The organism is Nocardiopsis sp. NPDC050513, assembly GCF_044457925.1.
Classification (GTDB): Bacteria; Actinomycetota; Actinomycetes; order Streptosporangiales; family Streptosporangiaceae; genus Nocardiopsis.
The window spans coordinates 190,252-209,652 of sequence record NZ_JBITHK010000003.1; the positions used below are offsets into that span (position 1 = coordinate 190,252).

General features: G+C 75.0%; 16 protein-coding genes and 1 tRNA gene. 11 read left to right on the forward strand and 6 right to left on the reverse strand.

The window, feature by feature from the left end; genetic code table 11:
• Positions 1 to 189: 189 nt before the first annotated feature.
• Entirely contained in the window at positions 190 to 2,280 is a 2,091-nt protein-coding gene (fusA, locus tag ACIBFB_RS06065) for an elongation factor G (RefSeq protein WP_397226783.1), read from the forward strand.
• Between the two features lie 158 nt (positions 2,281 to 2,438).
• Here fusA and ACIBFB_RS06070 read toward each other — a convergent pair whose 3' ends face one another.
• From ACIBFB_RS06070 to ACIBFB_RS06085, 4 genes are all read right to left on the reverse strand, one after another.
• Positions 2,439 to 3,311: a hypothetical protein gene (locus tag ACIBFB_RS06070; RefSeq protein WP_397226785.1), complete on the reverse strand. Its 873-nt coding sequence runs from the start codon at positions 3,309 to 3,311 to the stop codon at positions 2,439 to 2,441.
• Positions 3,308 to 4,378, reverse strand: a complete 1,071-nt coding sequence (locus ACIBFB_RS06075) for a 2-hydroxyacid dehydrogenase (RefSeq protein ID WP_397226787.1) — start codon at positions 4,376 to 4,378, stop codon at positions 3,308 to 3,310. The genes ACIBFB_RS06070 and ACIBFB_RS06075 overlap by 4 nt, the downstream gene beginning before the upstream one ends.
• Positions 4,379 to 4,689: 311 nt before the next feature.
• Positions 4,690 to 5,244 (reverse strand): rhodanese-like domain-containing protein, encoded by a 555-nt coding sequence (locus ACIBFB_RS06080; RefSeq protein ID WP_397226789.1) that lies wholly within the window; start codon positions 5,242 to 5,244, stop codon positions 4,690 to 4,692.
• A gap of 87 nt (positions 5,245 to 5,331) precedes the next feature.
• Complete coding sequence (locus tag ACIBFB_RS06085; protein WP_397226791.1) at positions 5,332 to 5,757, reverse strand: VOC family protein; 426 nt, start codon at positions 5,755 to 5,757, stop codon at positions 5,332 to 5,334.
• Positions 5,758 to 5,950: 193 nt separating this feature from the next.
• Here ACIBFB_RS06085 and ACIBFB_RS06090 point away from each other — a divergent pair, with 193 nt between their 5' ends.
• Positions 5,951 to 6,808: a haloalkane dehalogenase gene (locus ACIBFB_RS06090; RefSeq protein ID WP_397226793.1), complete on the forward strand. Its 858-nt coding sequence runs from the start codon at positions 5,951 to 5,953 to the stop codon at positions 6,806 to 6,808.
• Positions 6,809 to 6,900: 92 nt separating this feature from the next.
• Here the strand turns inward: ACIBFB_RS06090 and ACIBFB_RS06095 are convergent, their stop codons facing one another.
• Positions 6,901 to 7,881, reverse strand: coding sequence for a LysR family transcriptional regulator (locus tag ACIBFB_RS06095; RefSeq protein ID WP_397226795.1), 981 nt, complete (start codon positions 7,879 to 7,881; stop codon positions 6,901 to 6,903).
• Between the two features lie 89 nt (positions 7,882 to 7,970).
• On the opposite strand from ACIBFB_RS06095, the gene ACIBFB_RS06100 reads away from it, so the two are divergent.
• Positions 7,971 to 9,362 (forward strand): FAD-binding oxidoreductase, encoded by a 1,392-nt coding sequence (locus ACIBFB_RS06100; protein ID WP_397226797.1) that lies wholly within the window; start codon positions 7,971 to 7,973, stop codon positions 9,360 to 9,362.
• Positions 9,359 to 10,693, forward strand: a complete 1,335-nt coding sequence (locus ACIBFB_RS06105; protein ID WP_397226799.1) for an MFS transporter — start codon at positions 9,359 to 9,361, stop codon at positions 10,691 to 10,693. Before ACIBFB_RS06100 ends, ACIBFB_RS06105 begins: the two co-directional genes overlap by 4 nt.
• Positions 10,694 to 10,992: 299 nt before the next feature.
• On the opposite strand, the gene ACIBFB_RS06110 is transcribed toward ACIBFB_RS06105, so the two are convergent.
• Entirely contained in the window at positions 10,993 to 12,084 is a 1,092-nt protein-coding gene (locus tag ACIBFB_RS06110) for a PQQ-dependent sugar dehydrogenase (protein ID WP_397226801.1), read from the reverse strand.
• A 489-nt stretch (positions 12,085 to 12,573) separates the two neighbouring features.
• Between ACIBFB_RS06110 and ACIBFB_RS06115 the strand changes: the two genes are divergently transcribed.
• From ACIBFB_RS06115 to ACIBFB_RS06145, 7 genes are all read left to right on the forward strand, one after another.
• Positions 12,574 to 12,867 carry a hypothetical protein gene (locus ACIBFB_RS06115; protein WP_397226803.1) on the forward strand — a complete coding sequence of 98 codons (294 nt, stop codon included), beginning with the start codon at positions 12,574 to 12,576 and terminating at the stop codon, positions 12,865 to 12,867.
• 122 nt (positions 12,868 to 12,989) lie between these two features.
• Positions 12,990 to 13,586 (forward strand): hypothetical protein, encoded by a 597-nt coding sequence (locus ACIBFB_RS06120; RefSeq protein WP_397226805.1) that lies wholly within the window; start codon positions 12,990 to 12,992, stop codon positions 13,584 to 13,586.
• A 222-nt stretch (positions 13,587 to 13,808) separates the two neighbouring features.
• Positions 13,809 to 13,880, forward strand: a tRNA-OTHER gene (locus ACIBFB_RS06125).
• A gap of 37 nt (positions 13,881 to 13,917) precedes the next feature.
• Positions 13,918 to 15,342 (forward strand): SDR family NAD(P)-dependent oxidoreductase, encoded by a 1,425-nt coding sequence (locus tag ACIBFB_RS06130; RefSeq protein ID WP_397226807.1) that lies wholly within the window; start codon positions 13,918 to 13,920, stop codon positions 15,340 to 15,342.
• Entirely contained in the window at positions 15,342 to 16,475 is a 1,134-nt protein-coding gene (locus ACIBFB_RS06135) for a gala protein (RefSeq protein ID WP_397226809.1), read from the forward strand. The genes ACIBFB_RS06130 and ACIBFB_RS06135 overlap by 1 nt, the downstream gene beginning before the upstream one ends.
• Positions 16,472 to 18,220 carry an ankyrin repeat domain-containing protein gene (locus ACIBFB_RS06140; RefSeq protein ID WP_397226811.1) on the forward strand — a complete coding sequence of 583 codons (1,749 nt, stop codon included), beginning with the start codon at positions 16,472 to 16,474 and terminating at the stop codon, positions 18,218 to 18,220. Before ACIBFB_RS06135 ends, ACIBFB_RS06140 begins: the two co-directional genes overlap by 4 nt.
• A complete protein-coding gene (locus tag ACIBFB_RS06145) occupies positions 18,217 to 19,401 on the forward strand; it encodes an AAA family ATPase (RefSeq protein WP_397226813.1) in 1,185 nt (394 codons plus the stop codon). Before ACIBFB_RS06140 ends, ACIBFB_RS06145 begins: the two co-directional genes overlap by 4 nt.

The following is a 19,401-nucleotide window of genomic DNA, read 5'->3' on the forward strand; positions in this document are numbered from 1 at the left end:
CGGCCGACGCTAACAACCCGCGCACACGCCGGACAACGGGTTTTCCCGGCACGCGGCGTCGCCCGCGGACTCTCCCGAACCAGCGCAAAACCAGTGGAAGCACCCGCGTCCCCCCGCCTACGCTCCCGCCAGGCACGCGCGCGCTTGCCCCGCATCACCGACGACTCCGAGAAGGGACGGTAGTAGCCCATGAACATCCACCGCACGGATCCGAACACGATCCGCAACATCGGGATCATGGCGCACATCGACGCGGGGAAGACCACCACCACCGAGCGCATCCTGTACTTCACCGGCGTCTCCCACCGGATCGGCGAGGTCCACGACGGTGACACCGCGATGGACTTCATGCCCGAGGAGCGGGCGCACGGCATCACCATCACGTCCGCGGCGACGACCTGCCACTGGTCGGTGGAGGGCGTCGACCACACCGTGAACATCATCGACACCCCCGGCCACATCGACTTCACCGTCGAGGTCGAGCGCTGCCTGCGCGTGCTCGACGGGGCGGTCGCGGTCTTCGACGGCGTCGCCGGTGTCGAACCCCAGTCGGAGACGGTGTGGCGCCAGGCCGACCGCCACGGCGTGCCCCGTGTCTGCTTCGTCAACAAGCTCGACCGCGTCGGCGCCGACTTCGAGCACTGCGTGGAGACGATCGCCGCCCGGCTCGGCGCCGCCCCGCTGGTGCTCCAGCTGCCGATCGGCGCGGAGAGGGATCTGCGCGGCGTGGTGGACCTCGTGGGCATGCGGGCGCTCGTGTGGCCCGAGGGGAAGGGGTCCGGCGAGGACTTCGACGTCGTCGACGTCCCCGGGGACATGGCCGAACGGGCCCGTGAGTGGCGCGCCCGCCTGGTGGAGGCGGTCGCGGAGCACGACGAGGAGGTGATGGAGCTGTACGTCCAGGGGATCGACCCCACGGAGGACCGACTGCACGCGGCGATCCGCCGCGCCACGCTGGGCTCGGTCGGCGGCGGCACCACGGTCACCCCGGTGCTGTGCGGCAGCGCGTTCCGCAACAAGGGCGTGCAACCCCTGCTCGACGCCGTGGTGCGCTACCTGCCCTCCCCCGTGGAGACGGGGGCGGTGCGCGGCCACCGACCGGACGATCCCGGCGCCGCGGTCACGCGCGAGCCCACGGAGGACGCGCCCCTGGCCGCCCTGGCGTTCAAGATCAGCGGCGACCCGCACCTGGGCAGGCTCACGTTCGTGCGCGTGTACTCGGGGCGGCTCGACGCGGGCGCCCGCGTGCACAACCCGGTGAAGGGAGGAAGGGAACGGATCGGCAAGGTCTACCGCGTGCACGCCGACAAGCGCGAGGAGATCGCGTCGGCGTCCGCCGGCGACATCGTCGCCGTCATGGGCCTCAAGCGGACCGCCACCGGTGAGACGCTGTGCGATCCGGCGGATCCGGTCGTGTTGGAGTCCATGGACTTCCCCGATCCCGTCATCGAGGTCTCGGTCGAACCCGAGTCCCGGGCCGACCAGGAGCGGCTGTCGGTGGCCATCGGGCGCCTGGCGGAGGAGGACCCCTCCTTCCGGGTGCGCGCGGACGCCGAGAGCGGCCAGACGATCATCGGCGGCATGGGCGAACTGCACCTGGAGATCCAGGTCACCCGGATGCTCCGCGAGTACCGGGTGGCCGCGCGGGTCGGCAGGCCGCGGGTCTCCTACCGCGAGACGATCCGCCGTGCCGTGGCGGGGGTGGAGTACACCCACCGGAAGCAGACCGGCGGCAAGGGGCAGTACGCGAGGGTGCGGATCGCCCTGGAGCCGATCGGGTCCGGGTACGAGTTCGTGAACGCGGTGACGGGCGGCCGGGTGCCCCGGGAGTTCGTCCCGGCCGTGGACGAGGGATGTCGGGAGGAGATGACGGCCGGCGTCCTCGGCGGGCACGAGATGACCGGCGTGCGGGTGACGCTGCTCGACGGGGCCTTCCACACGGAGGACTCCTCGGAGCTCGCGTTCCGGACCGCCGGTGCGGCCGCCTTCCGGGAGGCCGCCGCCCTGGCGGACCCCGTGTGCCTCGAACCGGTGATGGCCCTGGAGGTCACCACACCGGAGGAGCACATGGGCGACGTCATCGGCGACCTCCAGGCCCGACGCGGACGGGTCAGGGCGCTCTCCGACCGCCGCGGCGCGAAGGTCGTGTCGGCGCTGGTCCCGATGGCCGCGACCTTCGGCTACGTGGGCGACCTGCGCGGACGGACGTCCGGCAGGGCGAGCTTCACGATGGAGTTCGACTCCTACGCCCCGGTGCGCCCGACGGTGGCCGGGGCCTGACCGCCCCGGTCGGTCGAGCCGACCGACCGGGGCGACACGGGCCCCGCTCCGGTGGCCCGCCAGCTCGGGCCTCGGAGCGGCCTGAACGGCCGCGGGCCCCGGTCCTTCGTGGACCGGGGCCCGTCCGTGTGCGCGGCGGCGCCGGTTCGCGCGGGATCTCAAGGCTCGCGATCAGGTGCGGGTCCGGTCCGGGTGCCTGGCGGGGATTCGGGCGGCGCCATCGTCCCGGGGCGCGACTCCGCGCGTGCGGACGCCACGGACCCCGGTGTCACAGAACCCGGCGCCACGGGCCCTCCGGCTCCGCCCCCGTGCGTCGGGCCCGGCCCCGCGGCGGTCCCGCCGCCCGGCGCCGCACTGCCCGTACCGGCCCCCTCTGGCCGGGAACCCCCGGATCCGGGCGCGAGGTGCGCGTCCAGCAGCCCGACCAGGCGCAGCGCCACCGCCGCGAGCAGGGCCAGGCCGCCGCCGAGTTCGGCGACCTCCTCCAGCGACTGCTGGAGTCGTTCGGCGGACACGCTCCAGGTGGCGGGGTCGACCGAGTCCACGCCCACGGCGGTCGCGGACAGCACGACGCCCACGACCAGCGCGGCGGTCGCGCCGCGGTCGGGCCGCATCGCCCGCCACACCGACGGCAGCAGCGCCAGGCCGACCACCGCGACGCCCAGGATCAGGAAGTCCCCGGGGGCCACCCACGGCAGGAAGGGCACGGTCACCCCGCGCGGCGCCAGGTAGCCGTCGCGCACGCGCTCGTGCAGGGCGAAGCGGTCGTCCACGGCCAGCGCGACGAAGCCCGCCCCGAGCAGCGGCCAGATCCACCGGGGGCGCTCACCCGTCCTGCCCAGGACGAGCGCCACCAGGCCGCAGCCGGCCCCGGCGAGGACGAGGGCCACACTCTGCAGCCAGGTCATCGGGGTCAGTTCGGGGGCGATCCACTCCCAGTACCGCGGCCACCGCGCCGCGGCGAGCGCCAGCGGCGCCAGGACGCAGACCGCGGCCAGGAGCAGGACCGCACGCACACGCGCGCCGTTCACACGACCACCTCCGGGGTCACCTCGCGGGCGGAGGAACCGGCACGGCCGCCCAGGGCCTCGGTGCGCCCGTCGCACGGGCCACCCGTCCGACCGGGCCACGTCACCGCGTCCCCCGGTCTGCCCCGGACCGCCGCCAGCAGCCGCTCGCCCCACATGCGCGCGCCGCGGTCCAGTGTCTCGTCCCGCCACCAGGCGCTGTGCCCGGTCTGGAGGACCCGGCCCTCGGCCAGCACGTCGGTGTGGCGGTCGGGGTCCAGGACGGTGTCGTCCACCGCGTAGCCGCGCAGGCGGCCGGAGCGGACGTACTCCACCGCCGCCTCGGTGTCGACCAGCGCCGACCGGGCCACGTTGACCAGCAGCGCGCCGGGACGCATCCCGGCCAGCTCGGCGCGGCCCAGGAGCGGCGCGGCCCCGTGGCTGTGGTTCGCGCACACGGCGACCGCGTGCGCGTGGTCGAGCAGCCGTTCCGGTTCGACCATGCTGAACCCGTCCGCGCGGGCGCGGGAGACGGCGCCCGGATCGGGGTCGGTGCCGATGACGTCCATGCCGAGAGCGCGGGCACGGCGGGCGACCGCGCCGCCGATCCGGCCGACGCCCACGATCCCCAGGGTCCGCCCGGCGAGTTCCACGCCGCGCAGCGAGACGCCGGGGCCGACCCGGTCGCGGCTGCGGTCGTTGGCCAGGTGCAGGCGGGTGGCCAGGGAGAGGAGCATCGCCAGACAGTGCTCGGCGACGGCCGTGGTGGCGTAGTCGGGCAGGACGGACAGTCCGACGCCGCGTGATCGCAGCAGGCGGACGTCGAGATGGTCGTAGCCGGTCGCGTACAGGACGATGCCGCGCAGCCGGGGCAGGGCGTCGAGCAGGTCGGCGTCGATCCTGGGCAGGCACAGGTTCGTGGCGCCGAGCAGGTCGGCGTCGGCCAGGAGCCGGGCCGCCGCGTCCGGGTCGGGGGCCGTGTCGGTCCGCACGGCGGTGGTGTGCGCGAACTGTCGGATCTCGGTCCAGTGTTCGGGAAGGAGAGCGTCTTCGCCTCGACGACTGAGCACGACGAGACGTGGGGGAATCATTCGGTGTCGACCTCCGGGCTTCGGGTGCGCCGCCGTTCGCGGAAGGCCGGTGCGCCACGGGGTCGGGGTCGGCGCACGCGAACGCGTCGGGGCCGGACGGCACCGGAACCGGTCCGGTCCTCGTCCCTTCCGACGAGTCCACCGGGGGAGCCCGCACGGACTCCGCGCCCCGTGGCGGACGGAGTCCACGCACCCCCTCCGGTGTGCCTTTCGTGTGTGTGGCGTCTAGGACGGGTGCCTCGCCGCCCAGGTTCACACCGAGGAGCCGCCGTTACACCTCTGACATGCGGTGACGCACGGTTGCGCGAACATCACCGAACGCCGTCCGCTCCGCCGCGCCGTGGCCTGTTGTGGGGCAGCCGGGCGAGCAGCAGCGCCATGCCGCACGTGTTGGTGAGCGCCGCGAAGGTCAGCCCGGCGCCGACGAACCCGGCGACCCACACCGCGGGCGCCCACCACTGGCCCGCCACCACGGACACCAGGACGATGCTCCCGGCGACCAGGCGCACCTGCCGTTCCAGGGACCAGCCCGCCGCGCCGCCGACCGCGGGGGCTCCGGCGGCCGCCCAGGCGTTCATCCCGCCGGCCAGGACGACGGCGTCGGTGATCCCGGCCCGCGCGAGCCGGGCCTGGCAGCGGGCGGCGCGGTCACCGGACTGGCAGACGAGTACGAGGCGGCCCGCGGTGTCGGCGGCGAGCCGCTCCAGGCGCCGGTCGGTCTCGTCCAGGGGCGCGTTCACCGCGCCGCCGATGCGGGAGGCCTCGAACTCGGCGGGGGTCCGGAGGTCCACCAGCACGGTGGCGGGGTCGGCGGCGATCAGGGCGCGGACGGCGGGAACGTCGAGGGTGGTGAACGTGTCTGGCATGGGGGGCTCCAGGCGGGGGACTCGGACGTGGGCAGGGTCCGGGACGCTCGGCCGGATCAGCTCCCCGTCCACGCGTTTCGGCCCAGCCTACCGGGGAGGGGTCGGGCCGTACGGTTCCTCCGGCACCGGTCCGAGCAGGTCCCAGCGGTTGCCCGCGACGTCGAGGAAGACCACGACCCGACCGTAGGGCTCCGTGCGCGGCTCCCCGGCGAACGCGACCCCGGCCGCGGCCATGCGCGCGTGGGCCGCGTCGAAGTCGTCGACGCGCAGGAAGAAGCCGACCCGTCCGGCCGTCTGCCTCCCGACCGCCGCCGCCTGCCCGTCGCCGTCCGCGCGGGCCAGGAGCAGCCCGGTCCGGGCGCCCGGCGGACGGACCACGACCCACCGCTTGGGGCGGCCGTCATCAGTCGTGGAGGGGGAGTCCTCGACCAGCTCGAACCCCAGGACGCCGACGAAGAAGTCGATCGCCGGGTCGTACTCGTCGACGATGAGCGAGACCAGATCCAGGTGCATCCCGACAGGCTAGGGCCCTGGCGCGTCGCGGTCCAGGGGCCGCTCCCCCGCACCGGAGCGCGGGCGGCCGGGTCGTCGGGCGGGTCGGGGCGGGCGTGGACCGGTTCCGGGCACTTGCGTTTGTCCTCCTAACGATCTATTTTCGTTGGTGACACAAACGTTCGTTAGCCAAACGATCTCGATCGGAGTCCGCGTGCCCGTCATCGACGTTCTCGACTCGACCATGTACTACGAGGAGACCGGAGAGGGAACCCCCGTCGTCTTCCTCCACGGCAACCCCGCCTCGTCCCGCGTGTGGCGGAGGGTCATGCCCGTCGTCGGCGCCCCGGGGCGCCTGCTCGCACCCGACCTGATCGGCATGGGCCGGTCCGGGAAGCCCGGCGACGCCCACCGGTTCGCCGACCACGCGCGCCACCTCGACGCCTGGTTCGACGCACTGGGCCTGGACGGGGTGGTGCTCGTCGGACACGACTGGGGCGGAGCGCTCGCCTTCGACTTCGCCGCGCGCCACCCCGGGCGGGTGCGCGGCGTCGCCTTCCTGGAGGCCATCGTCCGGCCGATGGCCTCGTCGGAGCTGAGCGGACCGGCCCGCGAGCGCTTCGCGACCCTGCGCACGCCGGAGGGCGCGAGGGCGGCGCTGGAGCGGCACACGCTCGTGGACGCGGCCTTCACCCGCGGCGTCCTCACCCCGCTGAGCGAGGAGGAGATCGCGCCGTACCGGGCCCCGTACCCGGACCCGGAGAGCCGGCGTCCGCTCCTGGAATGGGCGAACTCCATGCCCCTGGACGGAGAGCCCGCCGACGTCGCCGCGCGGCTCGACGGGTTCCAGGACTGGCTCGCCGCCAGCGTCGACGTGCCGAAGCTGCTGCTGACCTTCGACTCCTCGCCGACGCTGCTCATCACCGAGGAGATGGCCGCCTGGTGCGCGACGCACATCGCGGCTCTGGAGACCGAGCACATCGGCCCGGCCGGGCACCACGCGGCGGAGGACCGGCCCACGGAGATCGGCGAGGCCGTCGCCGCGTGGGCGGACCGCCACGGACTGCGGTAGGTCCCCGCGCGGGCACACGGACCGAGCCCGCGACGGGTCCCGCCACACGGGCGGACCGCCCCGGCCCGCGGACCGCCCCGCCCGGCCCGCCGCTACCGGGATGCGCTTCGCGGGACCGGGTCGAACGCCGCCCCCGCCCCGGCCCCGGCCCGCGTTCCTCCTCCGAGGACGCCGACGCGACCCGGCAGCCCCTCGGCCGACGCGGACATCGAGCGCAGGGCGGCGAGGAGATGGCGGACCGGGTCCTCCGGCGGGTCCGGCCGCACCGCCACGAGCGTCGTCGACCTGGGCGCGGTGAGCTCCCGGTAGGCGATCCCCGGCATCGGCGGCGGCGGGCCCACGGGATAGAAGACCGTCCACGACGGCGGCGCGTGGACCATGTCGGCGAGCGTCTCCTGGAGCCTGGTGAACGGCGGTCCCGCCGGCGGGGCGATCCCAGCCGCCCGGAAGGCGCCGGTGACCAGAGCGTGGAACGGCGGATTGCCCCGGCGGGGCCCCAGGCGCACGGGAAGGTCGCCCAGATCCGCCAGGTCCAGCACGTCGCGCGCGGCCAGCGGATGTCCCGCGGGCAGCGCCGCGACCAGAGGGTCCGACCAGGCCGGGAACAGTTCGATGCCGGGCCCGTCCCACAGGTCCCGGACGAAGGCGGCGTCCAGCGCTCCCGTGCGCACCCCGGACAGCCGCCGTGCCAGGGGCGACTTCGTCAGCCGGACGCGCAGGTCGGGCGCCCGGTCGGCCAGCAGGCCCAGCAGCGAGTAGACGCGCTCGTCGTGGGCGAAGCCCGTACCCAGGTGCAGCACGCCGGATGCCGCGGAGGCCAGCTCGGCGGCCACGCGACGGGTGCGTTCGACCGCCTCCAGCACCTGGCGCGCCTCCGCCAGCAGCCGCTCCCCCGCGCCCGTGAGACGCACGTGGCGGGTCGAGCGGTCGAAGAGGACCACACCGAGTTCCCGCTCCAGCCGCCGGACCTGCTGGCTCACCGCCGGTTGGCCGATGTGCAGGCGCTCCGCCGCGCGCGCGAACCCGCCCTCGTCGGCCACGGCCGCGAAGTAGGCCAGCTGCCGCAGCTCCACGGCGTTCCTCCCCGTCGATCACGATTCGTGATAACTGTACGTGCGGACCGCGCCTGGTTCGGGGGCCCGCACGGCGGTGGGATCGGGGCATGACGAACACATCGATCTCCGCGCCCGCACGGGAGCTGGCGCGGCGCGTGCGCGGTCCGGTGCTCCTGCCCGGCCAGGACGGCTACGCCCAGGAGCTCGCCGGATTCAACCGCGCCGTCCACCACCGCCCCGACGTCGTGGTCGGAGCGACCGGCCCCGACGACGTCCGCGCGGCCGTCGGCTTCGCCGCCCGACACGGCCTGCGCGTCGCGGTGCAGGCGACCGGGCACGGGGCGACCTCGCCCGTGGACACGGGCGTGCTCGTCTCCACCCGGAGGATGGACGAGGTGACCGTCGATCCGCGCACCCGCACCGCGCGCGTCGGCGCCGGAGCACGCTGGCAGCAGGTGATCGAACGCGCCGCCCAGCACGGCCTGGCCCCGCTCAACGGGTCGTCACCGCTGGTCGGAGCGGTGTCCTACACGCTGGGCGGCGGCCTGCCGGTGCTCGGCCGCACCTTCGGCTGGGCCGCCGACCGGGTCCGGAGCCTCGACGTCGTCACCGCCGGGCACGGCCCCGTCACCGCCGCGCCCGACCGGCACACCGACCTCTTCTGGGCCCTGCGCGGCGGAAAGACGGGCTTCGGGGTGGTCACCGCCATGGAGGTCGGCCTCGTCCCGCTCACCGGGCTCCAGGGCGGCGGCCTGTACTTCCCGGCCGAGCGGGCGGAACGGGTGCTGCGCGCCTGGCGGGAGTGGACCTCCGCCGTCCCGGAGACCATGAACACGTCGGTCGCCCTCCTGCGCCTCCCGGACGCGCCCGGCGTGCCGGAGCCGCTGCGCGGACGGCCGGTCGTGCACGTACGCGTCGCCCACATCGGATCGCCGGGCTCGGCGGACGCGCTGCTCAGGCCCCTGCGGCGGCTCGGCCCCCGCCTGCTCGACACCGTCGCCCGGATCGCCACGACGTCGATCGCCTCCGTCCACGACGACCCGACCGAACCCATGCCCTACGACGAGCGCTCGCTCATGCTCCGCTCCCTGGACGGCGACGCCGTCGACGCCCTGCTCCACGCGGCGGGGCCGGACTCCGCGACCGGGATGGCGATGGTCGAGATCCGCCGTCTCGGCGGAGCCCTGAGCCGACCGCCCCGCCCCGGCGGCCCGTTCGACGCGATCACGCACAGGAACGCGGCCTACAGCCTGTCCACGGTGTCCCCCGTGCCGGGCCCGCGGGCGACCGGCCCGGCGGAGGCGACCGCGCTCCTGGACCGCATGGCCCCGTGGAGCACCGGGCGGCGCCTGGTCAACTTCCTCGGCGGCCCGGACTCCGCCGCCCTCGCCCCGCAGGCGTACAGCCCGGAGGTGTCGGCCCGGTTGGCCGAGGTCAAGCGCGCCTACGACCCCGACCGCCTCTTCCCCGCCGCCCACCTCTCCGGAGGCGACCGGTGACCGCCGACCTGTCCGCGCGTTCCGGCCCGGACGCCCGCGCGACCGGCCTCCGACTCGGCGCCCTGTTCGGCCCCGCCGTCTTCGGGGTGACCGCGGCCGGGGTCGCCCTGCCCGACATCTCCGCCGACCTCGGGTCGGCGCCCTCCCTGACCGTGTGGGTGCTGACGGCGCACGCGCTCGCCCTCGGCATCGGCACGGCGCTGTTCGGACGCCTCTCCGACAGCCTCGGCGGCCGGACCGCTCTCACGGTCGGCGGGCTGCTGCTGGCCGCGGGCACGGCGCTGTGCCTGGCCGCGCCCGGGATGGGCGTCCTCGTCACGGGCAGGCTCCTCCTCGCGTCGGGGTCGGGCGCCATGTCGGCGACGGCGCTGGGCCTCCTCGGCTCGGTCCGTCCCGACCAGCGCGCCACCGTGCTCGCCGTGTTCGGCGGAGCGCTCGCGGTCTTCTCGGCCTGTGCGACGCTCGCCGGCGGCCTCGTCACCGAACTCGTCTCCTGGAGGATCACCGTCACCCTGCCCGCGCTCTCCCTGCTGGCGGCCCCGTGGTGCCTGCGCCTCGCGGGCCGCACGGGGTCGGGCCGGAGCGTCGATCCGCTGGGGGCCGGGTGCCTGGCCACCTGCGCGGCCTCGCTCCTGGTCCTCCTCCAGGCTCCGGTACTCGCCCTTCCGGTGTGGGCCGTCGCCCTCGTCGCGGCGCTGTCCGTGATCGCCGGGGGCGCGACCGCGTGGAACGTCCGACGCGTTCCCGAGGGCTTCGTTCCACGACGGCTGGTCACCGACCGCGCCTTCCTCCTCGCCTCGGCCGTCGGCGGCTGCGCCTACGCCGGGCTGTTCGCCGCGATGTACGCGGTACCGCAGATCCTCGTGGGAACACACGGCTGGGACGTCCTCGACGTCGGACTCTGGCTGCTGCCCGGCGCGGTCGCGGGAGGCGTGCTCTCCCGCGTGGCGGGGCGCCTCGTCGCCAGCGGGGGTGCGCGGCTCGTCGCCGGGACCACGGCCGCCGCGTTCGGCGCGGTGCTGGCGGCGGGCGCGGTGGGATCCGGACCGGCGCTGCCGGTGATCGGGGCGTCGCTGGGCTTCGCCGCGTTCTCCACGGTGCAGGTCGTCGTCACCGGGATCATGACGCTGCGGCTCCCGCCGACGGAGCGCGGGGGTGGGCTCGGCCTGCTCAACCTGGCCTTCTTCGTCAGCGGCGGCGTGGGATCGGCGCTGGTCGGCGCCCTGGCCGCGTCGGTCGGTCCCGCGGCGGCGCTCGCCGCGGTGGCCGCTCTCCCGCTGATGGGGGGTGCTCTGACGTTCCTGCTACCGGCTCCGCCGCGCCGGACGTGACCGCCGCCCGGCCGGCGTCTCCAGGGAATCGGCCAAGGGGAGCACGTCGCCGAACGCCGCGTCCGCGCCGATCCACCGCACGCGGTCCTGGACGTCCGCCCCGGTCTCCCCCGTCCTGCAGCCGTCCCCGCCCGTGTGGACGTCCCCGTCCGCCCCAGGACTCCCCCCAGGCGGAGGCGTGCGCGAAGGTCAGGCGGACCGCGCCCCGGGGCGGGCCGGTCCGCCCGCCGCGGGCACGGCAGCGGGTCGACAGGCGTCCCGGGAGCCGGAAGCGGGCCGGGGCCCGCCGCCGACCCCGGTCAGCCGATGTCGAACCGGAGGATCCGGTCGTCGCCCTCGCGCACGTCCCCGCGGCCGTCGGTGTTGGAGGTCGTGACCCACAGCGAGCCGTCCGGTGCGGCCTCCACCGTGCGCAGACGGCCGTGCCGACCCCGTAGCAGCGCGGTCGGTTCACCCGGCGCACCCGCCTCCAGGGGAACCGCCCACAGCCGCTCGCCGCGCAGCGCCGCGACGTAGAGGGTGCCGTCGACGATGGCGGCGCCGGAGGGCGAGGCCTCGTCGGGCGTCCACGTGAGGAGCGGGTCGGTGAAGGGGCCGCCCTCGGCGCCTCCGGCCCCCTCCACCTCCGGCCAGCCGTAGTCGCGGCCCGGTTCGATCAGGTTGACCTCGTCGAACGCGTCCTGGCCGAACTCGGTGGCGAACAGCCGCCCCTCGTCGTCCCAGGCCAGGCCCTGGACGTTGCGGTGGCCGAGGCTGTACACGGGGGAGCCGGCGGTCGGGTTGCCCGGCGCCGGTTCGCCCTCCGGCGTCAGCCGCAGGATCTTGCCGTTCGGACTGTCCGGGTCCCGGGCGAGGCTCGGCCGCCCCGCGTCGCCGGTGGCGACGTACAGCATCCCGTCCGGCCCGAAGGCGATCCGGCCGCCGTCGTGGTAGCTGTTCCTGGCGATGCCGTCGAAGACGGTCTCCGGGGTTCCCCCGCCGAGCCGGAACCGCACGACGCGGTTGTCGTCCCCGGTCGTGAGGTAGGCGTACACGTAGCCGTCCTCCGCGTGGTCCGGCGACACCGCCAGCCCCATCAGTCCGCCCTCCCAGCCGGACTCCGGCCCCTCGGGCCCCGCCACCCCGGGCATCTCGTAGACCTCCCGCGGCTCGCTCCCCTCGGGCGAGACCAGCAGGATCCGCCCGGTGTGCCGCTCGGCCACCAGTGCGTCGCCGGTCGGCAGGAAGTCCAGCCCCCACGGGACGTCGAGCCCGGCCGCCACCTCCACGCCCGTGCCGACCTCCGGCGCCCGCGTCCCGTCGCCGCCGCGGGCGTCCTCCCCGCCGGAGCAGCCCGCGACCGCGATCGCGATCGCCAGCAGAGCCGCCGCGCGGAGACGCACAGCCGCCATCGCGCACCCCCGAAGTCTCACCGCAAGGATCTCCTCCCACGCGGGAGACGGCAAGCGCGCGGCGATACCCGCATCCATTTCGGACATGGATATCCCGCGAACGGGGGCCTCATGCTAGGCACACCGAGAAAAATCCCCCAAGGGGGGCACACAATGACTTGAGCTTGATTTGAGCTTCGGACTCCCAGGGGACGCTTTCGGGCCATTCACCATCGCACGTTCTTCCCGGTGAACAGACCAAGAAAAGGCGATCCTACGATATCGCCCCAGCTCACAGGGGCCACCACGCACCCCTGGCCACGGATGGCGACGCCAGGAATCCGCACAGGCCACCCGGTATCCGTTATCCATACGCCTGTTTCCGTTCTTCGGGGTCTTGTTTTCTCGGGCCACCCCTGTTTCCATGTTCGTGTTCTCCGGAGAGTCCGTGTTGTTCGAGCCGCCCGGATTCCGCCCTGCACGGTTCTCGGGCCCCACGAAAGGATCAGGATGAAGAAGATGCTCGGACGGGTGCTCGCCGTCGCCGCCGCCGGAGTGTTCGCGTCGACGACGTTCGCGTCGCCCGCGTTGGCGAGCGTGAAGATCACGGCGTACGAGACCGCGCCCGTGCGCACCCAGCCCTACGGGAGCAGCCACCAGGTCCGCACGCTCCAGCCGGGCGACTACATCTACGTCGACTGCTTCGTGTTCAACTCGTACGGCAACCGCTGGTACCGCACCGGGGCCGGCTTCTACACCTACGCCCCCCACTTCCCGTCCTACTCCAACATCTACAAGTGCTAGCCGCGGGCGAGGACTGACAGCGAGCCCGCGCACCAGTCCCGGGTGCCGCCCGCGCGTCCGCCGGGCGGCACCGCACCGCGCCCGGCGGCCCGATGTCGTCGGGCCCGAGTAGCGTGCACGCCATGAGCTACTCGTTGAGCGTGTACGTGGTCGACCTGGACGTGTTGCGCGGATCGGCAGGGTCCGGGGACACCAGGCTGCGGCGCATGATCGGGGGCCGTTTCAAGCGGCACCTCGCCTCCTTCGACGACCAGTTCGACCACAGCATCGACGACGGCGCGCCGCCGATCTACGAGGCGATCGGCGCGGTGATCGACGGCGGCCCCTACGACGAGCGCTTCGCCCACATGTACCACTTCGCCTACAAGTGGATCTGCGAATTCCACGGCCGCTTCCTCGACAACGACTCCTTCTCCCCGTTCCGGTCCGGATGGCCGGAGCAGGTGGACGAGGAGCTGAAGGGCCTCGGGATCACCGCGGTGAGCGTGGCCGAGTTCGGCTACGGCGCGCCCCCGAAGCTGCCGCGCGTTCGCGACGTGCACGGATACGGCGAGTGGAGTCCGGCGGAGTGCCAGAAGGCGCTCACCCAGTGGGAAGCGGTGACGCCCGAGCGGAAGGCGGCCCTGGACCCCTACGTCCTGGAGGCCGTCGAGCAGTGCCTCGGGTGGTGCCGGTCGGCCGACGCGGCGGGCCGCGGCGTCGCGGGGTTCTTCGGCTGACCGGGCGCCCACAGGCGATACCTCCTCACAGCCGTCCTGCTGGTGCCCGGCACACCCCTCGGTTGACGTGGACGACCCGTTGACCAGCAGGCACCGCCCGCCCTCGGGCTCGGCCGCACCGCCACGGATCCGGCCCCGGGCCTCCCCTGCCCCGCGAATCCACGCAAATCCGGCGAATCCATTGCGGAACCGTCGTCGGATGTCGCTAGACTCCTGCGCGGCAGGGCCGTAGCGCAGAGGTCGTCGCGCCTGACATCGAGTTGGAGGACGCCGGTTCGAATCCGGCCGGCCCTGTCACTTCCACGTCTGGAGGGATTTCGAGGGAGCGTTGATGCCCGCCGACGAGCCCGTGACGGCGGTGTCCGACACAGGAACCCTCGACCCCGCCGATCTCGACACCTGCCTGCGCGTGCTCGCCCGGGCCCGCGACGCCGACCCCGGCGATCCGCGCTGGCTGGAGGTCCGGCGGGCCGCCGACCAGGTACACCGCTCCGTCAAGAAGTCGCGCAGGTCGGCCCGGCGCGCCGAGCGCAGACGGCTCGACGGCGAGGCGACCTCCGCCGCCACCCGCCACCGGCAGGAGATCCCCGACACCGGCCCCGTGTCCGCGCCTCCGCCCGCCGCACCGTCGCGGCCCCTCGTCGGCGCCCGGCGCTGCTACGTCTGCAAGACCCCCTACGACCGCGTACACCCCGAGTACCACCTGCTGTGCTCCGCCTGTGCCGAGGAGAACCTGGCCCGCCGCCATGCCCGCTGCGACCTGCGCGGACGCCGCGCCGTCGTCACCGGGGGCCGGACCAAGATCGGCTTCCACACGGTGCTCAAGCTGCTGCGCGACGGCGCGGAGGTCGTCGCCACCACGCGGTTCCCCGCCGACGCCGCCCGGCGCTTCGCGGCCGTGTCCGACTCCGCGGACTGGCTGGACCGGCTGCGCGTCCACGGTCTGGACCTGCTCGACCTGGCCGGGGTCGCCGACTTCCTCGACACCCTGCACCGGGACGTCGACCACCTCGACATCCTGGTCAACAACGCCGCGCAGACCCTCCGCAGGCCGCCCGCCTACCACCGCGAGGTGCGGGCCGCCGAGCGGCTGCCGTTGACCGGGGACGCCGCCCGCGTCCACGTCACCAGGGCGCCCGGGTCCGCTCCCGCGGCCCTGGCGGCCGGTACGACCGCCCTGGCCCCGTCCCCGGCCACCGCCCCGGCCGTGCGCTGGGAGGAGCTCTTCCCGGCGGGCCGCACGGACGAGACCGGTGAACCCCTGGACCTGCGGGACCGCAACAGCTGGAGCCTGCGGCTGCACGAGGTCGACCCGGCCGAGTGGATGGAGGTGCAGGTCGTCAACGCGTTCGCGCCCTTCCTGCTCACGTCCCGGCTGCGCGGCCTGTTGGAGGCCTCCCCGTTCCCCGACCGCTACGTCGTGCAGGTGTCGGCGATGGAGGGCAGCTTCTCCCGGGAGCGCAAGACCGTCCGGCACCCGCACACCAACATGGCCAAGGCTTCGCTCAACATGCTCACCCGCACCTCGGCCGCCGACTACGCGGCCGCCGGCATCCACATGAACAGCGTGGACACCGGATGGGTGACCGACGAGCGCCCGCATCCGGACAAGGCCGTCCAACGAGCGGCCGGGTTCCGACCGCCGCTGGACGCCGTCGACGGCGCCGCCCGCGTCTACGACCCCGTCGTACGCGGCGTCGGCGGCGAGCGCCTGTCCGGCCTCTTCCTGAAGGACTACCGAGCGGTGGAGTGGTGATGACCGAACCGACGCCCGTGCGCTGCCCAGCCATCGAGCACCCCGACCTCCCCCTGGCCGATCCGGCGGCGCTGGACCCCCTGCTCGACCGACTCGCCGACCCCGCCCCGGTCGGGGCCGACGAGGAGTTCCCCCTGGGCACCCTGCGCCCGGACGGCCGGGTGGACCTGTGCAAGCAGGGGCTCGGCCCCGCGGGGGCGGCCCGCGTCCTGCCCGCCGCGACCGCCTCGCCGCACGCCGTGCACCTGCTCCTGGGCACCAACGCCATCGGCGCCGAGGGCGCCCGGCTGCTGGCCGACGCGCTCACCCCCGGACACGGCCTGGAAACCGTCTACCTGGGCTGCAACCGGATCGGGGCGGACGGGGCGGCGGCCCTGGCCGCCCGGCTCGGCGACGACGAGACCGTTCGGGCCCTGTGGCTCAAGCGCAACCCCGTCGGCGACGCCGGAGCCCGAGCGCTCGCCGGCATGCTCACCCGCAACCGCCGTGTCCGCTGCCTGGACCTGGTCAACACCGGGATCACCGCCGAGGGCCTGCGGGCGCTGCTCAGCGCGCTCACCGACCGGCCCGAGCCGGTGGAGCGGCTCTTCCTGGGCGGCAACGGCCTCGGGCCGGACACCGCCGACCTGCTGGCCGCCTTCCTCCGGGACGCGGGCGTGCGCGAACTGTACGTCCCCGCCAACCACCTGGGCGACGAGGGCGCCGCCGTCATCGCCGCGGCCACCGACCCCGCGCGCCCCGTCACCCTGGGACTGGGAGGCAACGGCATCGGTCCGGCCGGTGCGCGCGCCCTCGCCGACGCCCTCGGCGGGATCGAGGCCCTGGACCTGGGCCGTCCTCCGTCCGAGCGGGCCCTGGGCGCACCCCCCAACACCTCCGGCGACGAGGGGTTGGCCGCGATCGCCGCCGCCCTCCCCCACAGCGCACTGCGCCGCCTGGAGGTGCGCCACACCGGGATCACCCACAAGGGCGCGGCCACCGTCCTGCGGGCCGTCGCCCGGGGCGGCCGACTGGAGTACGCGGGGTTCGGACCGGGCATTCCGCGCCGGACCAAGCGGGCGGTCGGCCACCACCTCCGTCCAGGCCAGGGCACCCACCACGACCTGCGGATGATCAGGAGCCTGTACCGGTGACCGCCCTCCCGCCACGCCCGCCGTCGGCGTCGCACCCGCCCGCGCGGGCCGCCTGGCTCCGCAAGGTCCGCCTGTACGCGGTCCCCCGCACCATGGTCGAACGGGCCGCCGAGCGCCGCCTGGCCGGAGACTGGCGCGGCGCCTGCGCCGCCGCCGGTGTGGACACGGCCTTCGACATGGCCGCGGTCGCGAACGAGCACGGGACCGCGTTCGCGACCGCGCTGGAGGAGGATCTGCTGCACCTGGTCCCCGACCTCGTGCGCTGGCACATGCCCCGGCTCGCACCCCACTCCGCCCTCCTCACACCCGACCAGACCGTGGCGCTGTCGCGACCGGGCGGTGGGGACGCCGCGCTTCCCCACCTGAAGGTCCGCACCACGGCCACCACGGCCTTCGCGCCCCAGAGGCTCACCCTCGGCCTGGGCCCCGTCTCCTTCGGCAACGACGAACTCATGCGGGTCGTCGAGGCGGAGCACCTCAGGTTCTGGAGCGGCCTCGTCCACAACTGGACGACGTCGCGCTACCTGTGGGACGCCCGGAACACCGGTGAACTGCGCGAACGGTGCGGCGGGAGCACCGAGCGGGCCCCGTTCCACCACCCGGACGGCCGCCCCCTGTCCGCCGCCGAGCTCCCCTCGGCCGACCCCGGCCCCGGCGACCCCGCGGCCCTCACCGAGTGGGTGGACGGGCTGCTTCGGGCGGGCGAGGTCGAGGCGGCCTTCACCGCGACGGGCATCGGCCTCGACACCGAGCCGGTGGAGCTCGACTGGATCGACCCGGTCGACGCCGGAGCCGTCGCCGCGGACCTCCCGCTGGACCCGTGCCGCCTGGGGTCCGAGGTCCGCCGGTTGAGGGAGGCCGGCCACGGGGACCGGTACTGGATCCCGCACACGCTGCACGACCGGATCGTGATCGAGGTCGACGACGACGGCCTGCGGCTGGGCGTGGACGAGTACGAGACGTGGGCCGCCCAGGAGGCCCACCTCCTGCCCGAGGCGTGCTGGCGGCGCTCGCCCGACATCGACGTGCTCCGCGACGGCGGTGCCGCCCCCGACCACCTGCACCCGCTGGTCCGCGCCGCCCTGTTCCCCGCCCGGCCGCCCGCCGACGGCCCGGTGGGGCCGCCCGACCCCGCGCCGCCCGCGCCGCTGCGGGTGCGCTGCCAAGGCGTGTGGCACCGGGTGGCGCACCGCGGCGGAGCGCTGGAGATCCCGCACGACGAGGAGGAGCGCCGGCGCGAGGCCGCGCTGCGTGCCTTCGGCGGCGCCAGCTCCGGGTGCTTCGCGGCCCGGGAGGCGTGGACATCCGTCGGCGGACGGCTGCCCCGGGCCCTGCGCGCGCAGCGCGACGACCTGTTCGAGAGGGCCAGACACGGCGACACCGACGGCGTCCTGCGGCTCCTCGACGCGGGAATGGACCCGCGCGCCAGGGACCGGCGAGGACGCACCCTGCTGCACCACCTGGCGTTCCTGGACCACGAGACCGTCCTTCCGCGCCTGCTGAAGGAGGGTCTGGAGGTCGACACCGAGGACGACCAGGACCGCACCCCCCTGTACGCCGCCGTCACCGGCGGCGGCCCGGTCGACCTGGCGCGGGCACTCGTCGGCGCGGGGGCGAGGACGGAGGACACCGGCCTGGACACGTGGGAGGAGCAGACGTCGCTGGTGGAACTCGTCAACGAGCGCTGCGCGCGGGAGGTCCCGCCCGCCCTCGATGCCTGGTCGGCGTTCAAGGAGGAGCTGTGACCACGGTCAGCGAACCCCTGTCCGCCGCCGACGGCCTCAACGGGCTGCTGCGCGCCCGGCGGACCGAACCCGCCGCCAACCCCCGGTTGGAGGCGCTGGCGCTCGCGGTCACCGCCAACCTGCCCGTCCTGCTGTGGGGCGAGCCGGGCATCGGCAAGTCGTCCGGGCTGGAACAGCTCGCCTCCGGGCTCGGCCTGCCGTTGGAGACCGTGATCGCCAGCGTCCACGAGCCGTCGGACTTCGCCGGTCTGCCCGTGGTCGGCGACGACCCGGCCACCACCGGCGTCCCCATGGCCCCGCCGGACTGGGCGGTCCGGCTGACCCGCGGGGGACGCGGCCTCGTCTTCTTCGACGAGCTGTCGTCCGCCCCGCCCGCGGTGCAGGCGGCGCTGCTGCGCGTCGTCCTCGAACGCCGGGTCGGCAGCCTCGCCCTGCCCGAGGCGGTACGCGTGGTGGCCGCCGCCAACCCGCCCTCCAGCGCGGCGGACGGCTGGCACCTGGCCCCGCCCCTGGCCAACCGCTTCGTGCACCTGCGCTGGACCCACGACGCGCGCACGGTCGCCCGGGGCATGACGGGCGTGTGGCCGTCCGTTCCCACACCGACCGTCGACCCCGCCAAGGTGTCCTCGGCCGTCGCCCGCGCTCGCGGGGCGGTCTCCGGGTTCCTCACCGCGCGCCCGGGGCTGGTGCACCACATGCCCTCGGACGCCGAGGCACGCGGCGGCGGCTGGCCGTCGCCGCGCACCTGGGAGATGGCGCTGCGACTGCTGGCCACGGCGCACGCCGCCGACGCGTCGCAGGAGGCGCTGTCCGCCGCCCTGGTCGGCGCGGTCGGGGACGGGGCGGGCCTGGAACTGCTGGCCTACCTCGATCAGCTCGACCTGCCCGACCCTGACCGGGTCCTCGCCGACCCGGGGGCGTTCGCGCTGCCCGAGCGCGGTGACCGGCAGCTCGCCTTCCTGACCGCCGTGGTCTCGGCGGTGCAGGGCGAGCCGACCCGGCGGCGCTGGGAGGCCGCGTGGAAGGTCCTGGCCAAGGCCGTGGACGCGGGGGTGCCCGACGTCGCCGCGCGGGCCGCCGCCGACCTCGCCGCGATGCGCGATCCGGGGTGGGCGGTGCCCGGCGACATCGACGCGTTCGTGGACCTGCTGCGGCTCTCCGGCGCCCTGACCGGGAGCTGA